Consider the following 13,455-nt stretch of genomic DNA (forward strand, 5'->3'; position numbering starts at 1 on the left):
CGATCGAAGCGGGGATTGCAGACTACTGGTACAAGTATGTCGGCCTGAACGGCGCGATTGTGGGCATGACCAGCTTCGGCGAGTCGGCTCCGGCGGAAAAACTGTTCGAGGTGTTTGGCTTTACGGTTGATAACGTGGTGGATGTGGCGAGTTCGCTCTTACGCCAGGGCTGACTTCAACAACTGGGGCGCCTCAGAAACGCCCCTTCATAGGTTTCACGCTGCACACCATCCCTGAAGCTGCGCATAATGCAGTAGCATGATGGTTTTACCATCGTGGATACGTCCGTCTTTGATCATCGCCAACGCGTCAGTAAACGGTAGCTCGATAACTTCGATGTCTTCATCCTCCACGCCGCCACCGCTCGCCTTACGCTGGGAAGGCTCGTATTCTGCAGCAAAAAAATGAACCTTTTCCGTCACGCTACCGGGTGACATGTAGGCATCAAACAGCTTTTCGAACTTCTCGATAATGTAGCCCGTCTCTTCCATGACTTCCTTACGGATACACGCGTCCGGCGACAAATCATCCAACAGACCGGCACAGGTTTCCAACAGCATGCCGCTCTCATTCCCGTTCACGTAAGTCGGCATACGAAATTGACGCATCAGCAGCACCGTCTTTTTTTCCCGATTATAGAGCAGAATGGTGGCACCATCGCCTTTGTCATAAACTTCCCGCATCTGTCGCACCACACCGCCGTGTTTGCGTTTCAGATCGAACGTGTACTTGTGCAGCACATACCAGTTATCGGACAGCAGTTTCTTTTCAATAAGCTTTATGGGAGACGACATCACAACCCTCCATCACGCGCGAAAACCACGCGGCTGATTTAACAAAACTCCTGATATAGATGTTCACCGCGAAAACCGATTCGACGCGATAAAGTGAGTGCCGCCGTTGAGATCAGCGAACCCAGCTCGGCAATGCGCTCAGGGTTATCTTTTACTTTGGAAAACAGGCTGGCAATGCTGAGGGCTGCTTGTACCTTGCCGCGCGCGTTATAAATAGGTGCCGCCACACAAAAGACTTCCGAGTTATGCTCACGATCGTCAATTACGTAGCCACGCTGGCGCGCTTCATTCAACACCCCGAAAAAACGCGCTTCATCCGTCACGGTGTAGGGAGTAATCGGCTGCAAACCGCCGGTTTTATCAAGAATGGCTTTGACCTGTTCATCCGGCATGGTTGCCAGCAGCGCCTTGCCAAGACCGGTACAATAAAGCGGGTTATTGGAGCCGATACGCGCAGACGTGCGCACTGATGTGGCACTCTCCACTTTACAGCATGCCGTCGTTTTCCATCGCCAGAAACGAGGTTTCCTGCGCGGCGGCAGCCGGCTCCTCCAGCACGGAACGTGCGGCTTCACGAAAGGGCGTTTGATCGAGATAAACCGCACCGGTCTGGAACAACTTCAGCCCCAGACGGAAAGATTTGACACGAGGATTGGCGATTTCAAGATAGCCTTTATACACCAGCGTATAAATAATATCGAAGGTGGTGCTTTTCGGTATGCCTAACTGAGTACTGATTTCCGTTATGGTTAACTCATCCCGCGTCCCTGCGTTCCTGCGTTCCTGCCACCAATTCCAGCATATCCAGCGCTCTGGCCACCGAGCGATTGATTTTTTCCACGCCATCCATCCCCATGCATTCGCTTGCGCGGGATTATGCAAGATAACCATAGCGGTAAGAAAAAATAAAAGTGCCGATAAGGGCAACCCGCGTTGATATTGCGGCAGATCACCTTTATCGGAACGCGATAGCGAATCAAAGAGGATAAGAAACGTAGTCTGGCTTTTTATTTTCGCGGAAACGGGTAATAAGGTCTGTGCCAGCTCGGTTAACTGTTGCCACTCTTGCTCGACCACTAACGTTTTATTGATCAGTTCGCTGCCCACCCCAACGGCAAACGCACCCGCCTGTGCAAAGTCTGCGACATTATTCAGCGTCACGCCGCCAACAGGAGTGATGGAGAGATTGTTAAGCGGCCCCTGCAACTCTTTCAGATAGTTGACGCCCAGACCGTTAGCCGGGAACAGCTTACGCAAATCGACGCCCATGCGACACGCCTGCAATATTTCCGACGGCGTGGCCACAGCCGGGATCATCAGCTTCTGCTTCTCATGCACCATGCTGACCACTTGCGGATTAAAATCCGGTGCCAGCACAAAATTGGCGCCCGCATCCATCACCAGCTGCGCCATCACCGGATTGATAACGGTTCCCGCACCGGATCCACATTTTGTCGCCCAATTCCGCCGTGAGCGCTTCAATACTGCGCAGATAACCTGACGTGTTGCCAGGTCACTTCCAACACACGCACACCGCCATCATAGAGCGCGCGTGCAACGGGGATTACCTCCTCGGGTTTTGTCCCTCTGACAATCGCGATAATGCCCGTTTCTTCTATGGCGTGAATCACTTGGTGCTTAATCATTGATAATCTTATAACCCTTTAATTAACTATTAAATCGACTGCAACAAACGGCGAAAAAGGCGGCGCGAGGCCGCCTTCACTGCGATCATGCATTAGCGACGATCGGTTTTCTGAAGATGAACCAGTAGCACAGGGCGGCACAGCCAGCGATGATCCCGCCGCTGACGAACGCCATGGTGTAAGAACCGGTGGCATCGGTGATCATGCCGGTCACCAGCGGTGAGAGTGAACCGGCGAAGTAACCGCCGAAATTCTGGATACTGCCCACAGAGGCCACCATCGATGCCGGTGCGACATCACCCGGTAACGCCCAGCCCATTGCAGAGAGTGCCGAGAGCCGCGCTATGGCAATCACCAGCAAGGCCAGCGTACCGGTCAGGCTGGTCGCGAACGGAATAGCCACTACCGCAACGCCTGCCAGCAGCGCGGAGACACTGATGGTGACACGTTTGGCAACCAGTGAATCACTGAAAATTTCGCGATCCATCAACCAATTGGACAGGTATCCGCCGCCAATGGCCCCGACGATACCGCCGAAGTAAGGGATACTGGCGTAGATGCCCAACGCTTTAAGCTCGATGTTCTGCGTTTTCATCAAATAGAACGGCAGGAAGGTGGTGAAGATGTTCATCATCCACACATAGCAGAACCAACCGAGAATCATGCCCCACACGCATTTGTACTTGAACAGCCCGCCCCAGCTAATGGTGACTTCGCTGTTGCCCAGCTTTTCTGCCGTGCCGCCGCCTTCTTTAACGTAATCCAGCTCTTCTTTACTCAGCGTCGGGTGTTTTTCCGGCTGATGGTAGGCAAAGATGAAAAACACCAGGAAGATCAGACCAATACCACCGGCGATAAAGAACAGAGCACGCCAGCCGAACGGTACAATGATGGCCACCAGAATCGGCGAAGCAATGGCCGGGCCCCATTTGGAAGCCGCATCCCAGAAGCCTGTCGCCAACGCGCGCCCCTTTTTCGGGAACCAATTTTCGCTGCGCCCGGCCAGCACGGAGCTTCGGTAATATCCAGAAATGCCGCGCGCAAACAGCAGCGTCATCAGGTTACTACAGGCACCGGTCAGCATGGTGGCACCGCTCCACAGGCCGATCGCCCAACCATAGACTTTCTTCGGCCCAAATTTATCTACCAGCCAGCCGGAAGGCAGCTGGCACATGGCGTAAATCAGCGCAAATACGGACCCCATCAAACCAATATCGGTATTGGTCAAATGCAGATCTTTCATCATGTCTGGTGCAGCAATGGATAATGCCGCCAATTAATAACAAGAAAACGACAAACCACCGTTTCTTGCCGATTTTTTTACTCGCGGCATCGGTATTAACCAGAGTACTCATCGTGATATTCCTATAATAATACCTGTAGGGTAAGAGGTAATGACATTCTTCTGCCTACTTAAAGGCGGAATGTTAGTTAAATAATTTTCCTGACCCGGGCAATTTCCAATGCACCTAAGCCAGACAGCGAGGGCCGATTATCATCAATCACCACCACATCGCCGGTAAAAAAGGCATCATCCTTAATTAATATTTCAAAGGCGTTCTTTAATATTTTCTTGCCGCAAATCACTAACGTGGCATCCGGGGAGATATTCAGCGCCTTGCTGTTTTTGATAGCGAGAATATCCGTTTGCAATACCGCGCCGAGCAAATAGTTCGCTTTTTGGTTATCACTCAGTGAAGCGAACATATCGAGAATGCGCACCGAGAAGCAGCTGCGCGCCAGACCGACGGCGGCACAATCATGCGCGCCTTGCAGCAGATACTGCGCTTCCACTTCATTGGCGAACTGGTGTTTCAGCGAGCTGGCCAGAATGGTGCGCTGAGTAATGACGTCCAGTAGCTCACCGGCAATGGTCATCACACAGCCTTCAATGCGGTTATCAGCATCGACTTTAATGAATTTGGAGTGGGAACCCGGCTGGATAATCAGCGCCGGGCCGCGAATATCCAGCGCGACAATCGCCCCGATGGTTTCCACTTCCTCACCGCGCATCACATCCATTTTTTCGACGTTTTCCGGAGCAACAACGCCATCGTTGTTGCGAATGCCGGGAACAAACCAAATCGGCTGATCGCTCACCTCGGGAATTACCTGTTGCACCATGCCCGCCGCCAATTCGTTAATGCCTGCTGGCGCAACAACATGCGGAATCTCACACAGCCCAACATTGGAGGTGATCATGCCAGCGGAAAGGTAGGTCACTTTAGCATCTGACGGTAACGCCGCCTGTGCCAGTGCGGCCTGAACGGCGGCCTGTACGCCGCGCGTCAGGGTTTCTTTGCTGCCGGTGATGGCGGTATCGCGCACGCCAACCGCCTAGCTGGCTTCAGCAATAATGCGATTGTCCTGCCAGACAAAAACGCGCGTGTTGGTTGTGCCAGTATCTATGGTAACGGAATACATTTCTCTCTCCTGCCCTTAACCCTGTTGCTCCAGTTCAACGCGAGCGGCGATATAGCCCGCCCCTTCCACCACTAGCCGGTCAATATCTTCCCGCGCCGTGATGAGCGTCGCCGGGCGCGTCAGGTCGAGCACGTTTTTCATCATGTGCTGGTAGATACGGCAGCGCTGCGCGTTGCCAACAAAAATCACCTCACCGTTCAGGTCAAACCCTTGCTGCTGAGCATCGGCAAACAGCTTCATGTCGTCAGCCGCAATCGCCGCCTCGCAGAACAGCTTGCGTTCCGCCGGTTGGGTATCCAGTGAGAATTGAATAAAACGGGTCAGCAGGATGGTGCGCAACAGCCCGCTCTGCTGCACGCTGCGGTAGGCCACGTCGGCAATGTGCTCAGAGAAGCAATCTGGCTGAGGTTCGGCGCTTTTGACGCTGGAGCCGATAAAGGTCTCTTTCAGGATGGCCGCATACACCTGACCGCTCAGCGACGTCATGCTGCCGGCAAGTCTTCCTTGCGCGTCAATGTGAATCAGCTTGGTGGTCGATCCCAACTCACTGATGGTGCACGGCAATGCGGGCTGATGACGGCTCAATATGCCAATTGCCTGCGTTTCTTCACCGCGCATCAAATCCAGCGAAGCGATCCCTTCCCATCCGCCCTTTCCTGCCGCATTTTTAATGCCGGGAATAAACACCACCGGGATATCAACGGGAAAAATGGCCGGATCGCGGTATTAGCGGGCAAAGGTGGCGAGATCATCAATGTTGACCGGGGTGCGGTCAGATGCGGGATTTCGACCAGCCCCAGGTTAGAGGTGATCATCCCAGAAGCAATGGCAAAGCGCACATCGTTGAGTGTCAGGTTTTCCTGTGCCAGCAGTTGTTGGAATCCGGCAGCAATGCCCTCTTTCAAGGCAATGTTATTACCGGTCGCTGCCGTGCTGTTTACTCCAACAGGAATTTCATTTTTACTGATTACCGCCTGATCTTTGATCAGATAAAGGCGGGTATTGGTAGAACCGCAATCAATAACCACAAACATGATAGTTAGCCTCTTATTGTCGTAACATTTATAACGGCCATCAAAAAATGGGTACAGAAGTCCTCTGACGAAAAAAATTTCGTCAGGCGGAATATGCTTTTTATTGTCCGGTGTGGGTCGTTATGAATTAAACCTCACACCAGAGAAATAAGCGTTTATCCCTGGTGGATAACGCACACAGAATTACAAGCGGCCCTGATAAATTTCCCGAATCTTTTCTCCGTCTGGTACACGTGGATTATTCGACAGCACGACTTTCATGGTGGTTAAGACATTATTAATCAACCAATCGAAGTGCTCTTCTTTTACGCCCAATTGTGTCAGCGTAGGAACCATATTAATGCCGGTCAGGAATTGATGAACCGCAGCCACGCTGCTTTCTGCCGCCTGATCCTGACTCATATCACGCGTATCCACACCCATGGCTTTTGCGATGGCGGCAAACTTCTCCGGTGCCGCAGGCCAGGTATATTCCATAAAGGGTTTATAAATGGCTGCGATACCTTCCGCGTGCACCACGTCCAGCAGACCGCCCATCGGATGCTGCAACGCGTGCGGCAGCGTGGTGCCCGCGCAATCAATCGCCATGCCCGCCAATGAGCTGGCCAGTGTGACTTTCTCCCAGGCAGCCACGTTGGTGACATCTTCATAGACCAGCGGCAGGTTCTGCGCGATCAGCTCAATAGCGCGCAAGGACAGCATTTCGCTGAACGGTGTGGCATTTTTGGAAATGTAGGATTCCAGCGCATGGAACAGCACATCAGCGCCCGGCCCGGCGATCACGCGTTTTGGCAGGGTCAGCATCAATTCAGGATCAATAATGGCTGCTTTCGGGTAGATTAACGGATTCACCAAGACTTTCTTGTCGTTGGTTTCCGGGTTGGTGAATACCGCCGTGCGGTTAGCTTCACTGCCGGTACCTGCCGTGGCTGGGATGAGAATGATCGGCAACGCGCTTATTCCTACTTTGCGGCCAAACACGTAATCCCAAATGCTGCCTTCATTTACCGCAGAAAATGCAATCCCTTTCGCCATGTCCATGGCGCTACCGCCGCCGAGACCAATCACCAGATCACAGCCTTCAGCCACCAGCGTGGACAGTGGGTTTTGCATAAAGCGATCGTAAACCTCTAACGCTACGCCAGCTTCAGTCAGTGCTGCACCGCCTGCAACTGCCCGGTGGGTTTGGAGCTGTCTGACGCAACCAGCAGCGCCTTTTTACCGTAAGGACGTGCAATGTCGCCCACTTGCTTGTGTCGCCCTAATCCAAAATGAAATTTGACGGGATTACTGTAATCAAAAGCTGGCATCTCTCACCTCTTTTGTTCGCATATGCGAACGCTGTTCGTATTAATGATCCACATAATAGAGAGGAGGAAAAATGAGCGCCAGCCTTTTGATAAAAAAATGGACTGCCATCACATTTATTGTGACGACAATCCGTTAGGCGTGAGAAATATTACGTTGCGTCAGTTGAGGAAAAATGTGCTAATCAGCAGATAAGCATTGAGAGAAACCACAATAAAAACAATCGCATTACCGGCATTCTGCACCCAACGTCCGTTGACCATGCATCCCATCAACGCCCGATTTCCGGTAAACGCCAACAAAGGCACCAGCGCCAGCGCGATACCGAAACTGAGCAGAACCTGACTCAGCACCAACACGCGAGTAGGTTCCATGCTGGACATAATCACAATAAACGAAGGCAGCATGGTGACCGTACGCCGCACCCACAGTGGAATATGGAAACGGATAAACCCTTGCATCACCACTTGCCCGGCCAGCGTACCCACAACGGTAGAAGAGAGCCCTGCGGCCACCAGGCTTAAGCCAAAAATGGTTGCGGCCGCTCGCCCTAACAGCGGATCGAGAGTGAGATAGGCACGCTCCAGATCGGCGATATCCTGATTGCCGCTAAAGTGGAACGCCGCAGCAGCGGTAGCCATCATCGCTAGATTGACGAACCCCGCAATGGTCATCGCCACCGCCACGTCGATTTTGGTGGCTGCATAGCGCTCGGCACGGGTGTGGTCTTCACCCTGCTGGGTCAATGAAGAGTGTAGATAAATAACATGGGGCATAATGGTGGCTCCCAATACGCCAGCAGCCAACAGCACCGCATCCGAGGTGGGTAGCTGCGGCACCGCCATGCCACGCACCAGCGAGGCCATTTCAGGACGCGAGAAGATCAGCTCGACGATATACGCGGCAGCAACAAACAGCAGCAGCCCGCCGATAATCATCTCCAGCGGCTTTTGACCGCGCTGTTGCAGCGCCAAAATCAGGAAAGTAGCAATACCGGTGAGAATCGCCCCCTCGAGCAGCGAAACGCCCAGCAGCAGCTTAAAGCCGATGGCAGCACCGATAAACTCGGCCAAATCGGTTGCCATGGCAATGATCTCCGCCTGCACCCAATAGGCCCATACCGCAGGGCGTGGGAAACGATCGCGAATGTGCTCTGCCAGATTTTTCCCTGTGGCAATCCCAAGCTTGGCGGAAAGCAGCTGAATCAGCATCGCCATCAGGTTGGCCCATACCACAACCCACAGCAATTGGTAGCCGTAGGCCGCCCCCGATTGAATATTGGTAGCGAAGTTACCCGGATCGATATAACCGATCGCCGCTATAAATGCTGGCCCCATCAGGGAAAGCTTAAGTTTCCTTGACGTGCGGCTGGCAGTCTCTATCACTCGGCTCCCCGGCATACAATGACCCTTAATGACCTCTATAAGATTCACTCTGTCATGAATGATAATGATTATCAAGTGCATTTGTAATGGCAAAACTGATTGCTGCAATAGCCAAAATCAACACTGTTAGCAGGGACATAGGTTTAACCAAAAATGTTTCACGGCCAGACCTGAGCTATCACAGCCCCAGACACGCATTTCCCCATAGAAATGTGATCTCTGCCATATTGTTAACAAAATATAAACAAAAAACTCCAAGGTAAAGTCACTTGGGGTTTTTATTGATTTCAATTTGTTACGCCTGCCCTTAGCCTCAGGACGTGCGCGGGTCGCACAGGGAAATTAGCCCTTCGCTTTAGAAACAGCCACCATGGCAGGACGCAGCAAACGACCGTTCAGGGTGTAACCTTTTTGCATCACCATCATCACTGAATTGGGCGCATGGTCGGCAGATTCCAGCATGGTCATGGCCTGGTGTACTTCCGGATTAAACGGTACGTTCACTTCGCCAACCACTTCGATGCCAAACTTGCGCACAGCATCCAGCAGCGATTTCAGCGTCAGCTCCACACCTTCAATCAACGAAGAGAGCGACTCGTTGCTGCGATCGGCCGCTTCCAGCGCACGCTCGAGGTTATCGATCACCGTCAGCATTTCACCGGCAAATTTTTCTAGCGCAAATTTGTGCGCTTTTTCCACGTCCATTTCAGCGCGACGGCGGATATTGTCCGTTTCGGCACGCGCGCGCAGCACGGTGTCGCGCTCACGCTGCTGTAGTTCGTTCAGTTGCGCTTCCAGTTCGGCAATACGTTCATCACGCGGGTTGGCGACGTCTGTCGTTGCAGGTTCCACTTCCGCATGTTGTCCCTGTGCCGCTTCCATTTGATCTACGACTTGCTCGTCAGGCGACTTCTGTTCTTTACTACTCATGAAATTCTCCGCGGTTTTAGCATTCATCTCGCTTGTTCGCTTATTATGGGGATGAAAACCGGGGATTCAAGAGAAGCAGTCACATATACCGACAGATTTCGCGACACCGGGCGGCACAGGGTAAGGAAAAGCATAACGATGACTAACCAGTTCAATTGCATTGGCATTGTGGGCCACCCGCGCCACCCCACGGCACTGGCAACGCATGAGATGTTGTATCACTGGCTGCACGGCAAAGGCTATAAAGTCATGCTGGAGCAGCATATCGCCCACGAGCTCAACCTGCCCGACGCGCTGACTGGCAGTCTGGCGGAGATCGGTATGCAAGCCGATCTGGCCGTGGTGGTCGGCGGCGATGGCAACATGCTAGGTGCTGCCCGTGTGCTCTCTCGCTATGACATCGACGTCATTGGCATCAATCGGGGAAATCTTGGCTTCCTGACCGATCTCGATCCCGATCAGGCGCAGCAGCAGCTCTCTGAAGTGCTGGAGGGGCGCTATCTCAGCGAACGTCGTTTTATGTTGGAAGCGCACGTTTGCCGTCGCAATCAGCCGGACAGCACCAGCACGGCGATCAATGAGGTGGTGCTACACCCCGGAAAAGTCGCCCATATGATTGAATTCGAAGTCTATATTGACGATCGTTTCGCCTTCTCCCAACGCTCGGACGGCCTGATTATCTCAACGCCCACCGGTTCCACCGCTTACTCGCTTTCCGGGGGCGGCCCCATTCTGACGCCCTCACTGGATGCCATCGCGCTGGTGCCGATGTTTCCACATACGCTTTCAGCGCGCCCACTGGTGATAAATAGCAGCAGTACCATCCGCCTGAAGTTTTCGCATATCACCAACGATCTGGAGTTGAGCTGTGACAGCCAGATAACGCTGCCAGTACAGGAAGGAGAAGAGGTACTGATTACCCGCAGCCAATATTCGCTAAACCTGATACACCCAGAAAATTATAGCTACTTCAATATGTTAATCACAAAACTGGGGTGGTCGAAAAAATTATTCTAAAATTTCGCGCCACCCACTTTACTGGTTAAAAAATGGCATTATAATGTATGCAATTACAGTCTGTTATTGCATACAGGAAGGTGATTCATGCTGGTGCAACTCACTATCAGTCATTTCGCTATCGTGCGTGAGTTAGAAATTGATTTTCAATCAGGTATGAGCGTTATCACCGGCGAAACCGGCGCGGGCAAATCCATTGCGATTGACGCATTGGGCCTGTGTCTGGGCAACCGCTCTGATGCCAGCATGGTGCGCCCCGGCGCACAGCGCGCCGATATCTGTGCCCGCTTCTCCCTGAACGACACCCCAGCGGCGCGGGCATGGCTGGAGCAAAACCAACTGGATGACAGCAACGAGTGCCTGCTGCGCCGTGTGATCAGTGCCGACGGGCGTTCACGCGGATTTATCAATGGCACCGCAGTGCCATTATCCCAGTTGCGTGAGCTGGGCCAGCACCTGATCCAACTGCACGGGCAGCACGCCCATCAGTTGCTGCTTAAACCTGAACACCAACGTCACCTGCTGGATGCCTATGCCGATGAACCGCAGTTGCTTGCTGCCATGCAACAAATCTGGCAACAGTGGCACCAAAGTTGTCGTGATCTGGCACAGTTACAACAAGCGAATATCGAACGTGAAGCGCGCCGTGAACTGTTGCAATACCAACTCAAAGAACTGAAAGAATTTGCCCCACAGCCCGACGAATACGAGCAAATTGACATCGAATACAAACGGCTGGCTAACAGCGGCCAGCTGCTGTCGCTCAGCCAGCATGCATTGCAACTGCTCAGCGAAAATGACGAGCAGAACATCATGAGCATGCTCCACAGTGCAAAACACCAGCTCAGTGAGCTCGTTGCCATGGATGAAAAATTGGGCAGCGTGCTGAATATGCTGGAAGAAGCCAGCATTCAGATCAGCGAAGCGAGCGATGAGTTGCGCCACTACAGCGAACAAACGGATCTTGACCCGACCCGACTCTATGAGCTGGAGCAGCGCTTGTCACGCCAGATGGCGCTGGCGCGTAAACACCACGTCGCCCCGGAAAACCTACCCGCATTCTACCAGCAACTGCTGGATGAACAGCAGCAACTGGCAGAACAAGAGAGCAACCACGCCACGCTCAGTCTCGCGGTCAGCGAATATCACCAACAGGCGCTTCATGCAGCGGAACAGTTACATGCCCGCCGTCAGCACCATGCGCATGAACTGTCTCAGTTGATTACGGCACAAATGCATGAACTCGCCATGCCGCACGGCCATTTCTCCATTGAGGTGGAGTTCTCACCGGAACGCCTGACTGCCTATGGCGCAGACAACATCGCATTTCTGGTTACCACTAACCCCGGTCAACCGCATCAGGCGCTGGCGAAGATCGCCTCCGGCGGCGAACTCTCCCGTATCGCATTGATCATTCAGGTGATTACAGCGCGTAAAATGGACACTCCAGCGCTGATTTTCGATGAAGTGGATGTGGGCATCAGCGGCCCGACCGCCGCGATTGTTGGCAAAATGCTGCGCCAGCTTGGAACATCCACTCAGGTGATGTGTGTGACCCACTTACCTCAGGTTGCCGGATGCGGGCATCAACACTTCTTTGTCAGCAAACATACCGACGGTGCTGCCACCGAAACGCTGATGCAGCCGCTGGATAAACGCGCACGGTTACAAGAGCTGGCCCGTTTGTTGGGCGGCAGTGCGGTAACCAAAAACACATTGGCGAACGCCAAAGAGTTGCTGGCAGCGTAAAAAAACAACAGCAGGCATCTCGAACCATGGCCAATGGCTGAGTACGTTTTACTGTTGTTACCGTTGGCGTTCAGGCAAAAATAATCAACTTTTTTGCATTCCGGTGGTCACACAAGCGCCTTGCCGGTTTTCAAGACAGGCAAGGTCTATTATCATCGGCAACTTATGCCCTTAAGGAATGTATTTACTATGTGCTGTAAAACGCTGACCGTCATCGCCGCGATGGTTGTTATGCTGACCGCCTGTTGTTCTACGCTGGAAAGACTGGTTTATCGTCCAGATATCAACCAAGGGAACTATCTGGCACCGGCTGATGTGGCAAAAATCCACACCGGCATGACCAAGCAACAGGTTGCCTATACGTTGGGTACGCCGATGATGCAAGACCCCTTTGGCAGTGACACCTGGTTCTACGTTTTCCGCCAGCAACCGGGGCATGAGGCCGTGAAACAGCAAACGCTGACGCTGACCTTCAGCCAGGATGGCATTTTGACCAACGTGAAGAATCAACCGACGCTGAATTGATATTGGTGTGGTGATCAAAACACGCATGATAGGGCACACAGTGTGCCTTATTTTTTGGAACGCTCCGCGCGCTGACGGCGCAATTCTTTAGGATCGGCAATCAACGGGCGATAGATCTCTACGCGATCGCCCTCCGCCACTGTGTCCGTTAAACGGGCTGGTCGGCTAAAGATCCCTACTTTGTTGACCTGCAAATCGATATCAGTGCGCAATGCCAGCAGCCCTGATGCGGCAATAGCCTGCTCTACCGTAGCACCCTCTTCCAGCGTCACTGATCGCACATACTGGCGTTCTGGCAGCGCATAAACCACATCAACACGGATTTCAGGCACGGTATACCTCTTTGGCGCGCTGGGTGAAGGCCTGCACCATATTGCTTGCCAGTTCTTTAAATACCTTGCCAAAGGCCAGCTCGATCAATGCATCGGTGAACTCAAAATCCAGATGCAGTTCCACCTTGCAGGCATCCGCACTTAAGGGAATAAAACGCCAATCCCCACTCAGTTGACGGAACGGGCCATCAACCAGCTGCATACTGATGCATTGTCTCTCGGTGAGCGTGTTGCGCGCTGTAAGGCACCAGTGCAGAGCGACTAATCTTGGGCATAGCTTTTTCCGTATAACATCAAACGCGCGGAATAAT

General features: G+C 52.9%; 18 protein-coding genes. 4 read left to right on the forward strand and 14 right to left on the reverse strand.

All coding sequences use genetic code 11. From position 1 onward, the window contains the following. The coding region (locus ACMZI0_RS00610; protein ID WP_415671680.1) for a transketolase-like TK C-terminal-containing protein at nucleotides 1–173 on the forward strand (173 nt) is incomplete at its 5' end. A gap of 42 nt (nucleotides 174–215) precedes the next feature. On the opposite strand, the gene nudK is transcribed toward ACMZI0_RS00610, so the two are convergent. The 12 genes from nudK to grpE all read right to left on the reverse strand — a co-directional run bounded on the left by nudK (nucleotide 216) and on the right by grpE (nucleotide 9,521). After that, on the reverse strand, nucleotides 216–794 hold the full coding sequence (nudK, locus tag ACMZI0_RS00615; protein WP_415671566.1) for a GDP-mannose pyrophosphatase NudK: 579 nt from the start codon (nucleotides 792–794) through the stop codon (nucleotides 216–218). Between the two features lie 38 nt (nucleotides 795–832). After that, nucleotides 833–1,261: an IclR family transcriptional regulator gene (locus ACMZI0_RS00620; RefSeq protein ID WP_415671567.1), complete on the reverse strand. Its 429-nt coding sequence runs from the start codon at nucleotides 1,259–1,261 to the stop codon at nucleotides 833–835. 19 nt (nucleotides 1,262–1,280) lie between these two features. After that, nucleotides 1,281–2,276, reverse strand: coding sequence for a helix-turn-helix domain-containing protein (locus ACMZI0_RS00625; RefSeq protein ID WP_415671568.1), 996 nt, complete (start codon nucleotides 2,274–2,276; stop codon nucleotides 1,281–1,283). Then, nucleotides 2,273–2,440 (reverse strand): hypothetical protein, encoded by a 168-nt coding sequence (locus ACMZI0_RS00630; RefSeq protein WP_415671569.1) that lies wholly within the window; start codon nucleotides 2,438–2,440, stop codon nucleotides 2,273–2,275. The genes ACMZI0_RS00625 and ACMZI0_RS00630 overlap by 4 nt, the downstream gene beginning before the upstream one ends. A gap of 85 nt (nucleotides 2,441–2,525) precedes the next feature. Then, nucleotides 2,526–3,686: an MFS transporter gene (locus ACMZI0_RS00635; protein WP_415671570.1), complete on the reverse strand. Its 1,161-nt coding sequence runs from the start codon at nucleotides 3,684–3,686 to the stop codon at nucleotides 2,526–2,528. Between the two features lie 185 nt (nucleotides 3,687–3,871). Continuing rightward, on the reverse strand, nucleotides 3,872–4,768 hold the full coding sequence (locus tag ACMZI0_RS00640; RefSeq protein ID WP_415671571.1) for a 2-dehydro-3-deoxygalactonokinase: 897 nt from the start codon (nucleotides 4,766–4,768) through the stop codon (nucleotides 3,872–3,874). A 111-nt stretch (nucleotides 4,769–4,879) separates the two neighbouring features. After that, the gene (locus ACMZI0_RS00645) at nucleotides 4,880–5,554 is read right to left on the reverse strand and encodes a 2-dehydro-3-deoxygalactonokinase (protein ID WP_415671572.1); all 675 of its coding nucleotides are present in this window, start codon (nucleotides 5,552–5,554) and stop codon (nucleotides 4,880–4,882) included. After that, nucleotides 5,482–5,898 carry a 2-dehydro-3-deoxygalactonokinase gene (locus ACMZI0_RS00650; RefSeq protein ID WP_415671573.1) on the reverse strand — a complete coding sequence of 139 codons (417 nt, stop codon included), beginning with the start codon at nucleotides 5,896–5,898 and terminating at the stop codon, nucleotides 5,482–5,484. The genes ACMZI0_RS00645 and ACMZI0_RS00650 overlap by 73 nt, the downstream gene beginning before the upstream one ends. 183 nt (nucleotides 5,899–6,081) lie before the next feature. Further along, the gene (locus ACMZI0_RS00655) at nucleotides 6,082–7,011 is read right to left on the reverse strand and encodes an iron-containing alcohol dehydrogenase (protein WP_415671574.1); all 930 of its coding nucleotides are present in this window, start codon (nucleotides 7,009–7,011) and stop codon (nucleotides 6,082–6,084) included. A gap of 38 nt (nucleotides 7,012–7,049) precedes the next feature. Beyond that, complete coding sequence (locus ACMZI0_RS00660; RefSeq protein WP_415671575.1) at nucleotides 7,050–7,208, reverse strand: hypothetical protein; 159 nt, start codon at nucleotides 7,206–7,208, stop codon at nucleotides 7,050–7,052. A 159-nt stretch (nucleotides 7,209–7,367) separates the two neighbouring features. Further along, nucleotides 7,368–8,606: an Nramp family divalent metal transporter gene (locus tag ACMZI0_RS00665; protein WP_415671576.1), complete on the reverse strand. Its 1,239-nt coding sequence runs from the start codon at nucleotides 8,604–8,606 to the stop codon at nucleotides 7,368–7,370. 327 nt (nucleotides 8,607–8,933) lie between these two features. Then, a complete protein-coding gene (grpE, locus tag ACMZI0_RS00670; RefSeq protein ID WP_415671577.1) occupies nucleotides 8,934–9,521 on the reverse strand; it encodes a nucleotide exchange factor GrpE in 588 nt (195 codons plus the stop codon). Between the two features lie 138 nt (nucleotides 9,522–9,659). On the opposite strand from grpE, the gene nadK reads away from it, so the two are divergent. From nadK to bamE, 3 genes are all read left to right on the forward strand, one after another. After that, the gene (gene nadK, locus ACMZI0_RS00675; RefSeq protein ID WP_415671578.1) at nucleotides 9,660–10,538 is read left to right on the forward strand and encodes an NAD(+) kinase; all 879 of its coding nucleotides are present in this window, start codon (nucleotides 9,660–9,662) and stop codon (nucleotides 10,536–10,538) included. 87 nt (nucleotides 10,539–10,625) lie between these two features. Then, nucleotides 10,626–12,287: a DNA repair protein RecN gene (gene recN, locus ACMZI0_RS00680; RefSeq protein ID WP_415671579.1), complete on the forward strand. Its 1,662-nt coding sequence runs from the start codon at nucleotides 10,626–10,628 to the stop codon at nucleotides 12,285–12,287. 189 nt (nucleotides 12,288–12,476) lie between these two features. After that, the gene (gene bamE / locus ACMZI0_RS00685; protein ID WP_415671580.1) at nucleotides 12,477–12,812 is read left to right on the forward strand and encodes an outer membrane protein assembly factor BamE; all 336 of its coding nucleotides are present in this window, start codon (nucleotides 12,477–12,479) and stop codon (nucleotides 12,810–12,812) included. A gap of 47 nt (nucleotides 12,813–12,859) precedes the next feature. On the opposite strand, the gene ACMZI0_RS00690 is transcribed toward bamE, so the two are convergent. Both ACMZI0_RS00690 and ACMZI0_RS00695 read right to left on the reverse strand, forming a co-directional pair. Next, nucleotides 12,860–13,144: an RnfH family protein gene (locus tag ACMZI0_RS00690; RefSeq protein ID WP_415671581.1), complete on the reverse strand. Its 285-nt coding sequence runs from the start codon at nucleotides 13,142–13,144 to the stop codon at nucleotides 12,860–12,862. Continuing rightward, complete coding sequence (locus ACMZI0_RS00695; protein ID WP_415671681.1) at nucleotides 13,137–13,433, reverse strand: SRPBCC family protein; 297 nt, start codon at nucleotides 13,431–13,433, stop codon at nucleotides 13,137–13,139. Before ACMZI0_RS00695 ends, ACMZI0_RS00690 begins: the two co-directional genes overlap by 8 nt. Between the last annotated feature and the right edge of the window lie 22 nt (nucleotides 13,434–13,455).

The sequence above is a fragment of the Symbiopectobacterium sp. genome, assembly GCF_047692315.1.
Taxonomy (GTDB): Bacteria; Pseudomonadota; Gammaproteobacteria; order Enterobacterales; family Enterobacteriaceae; genus Symbiopectobacterium.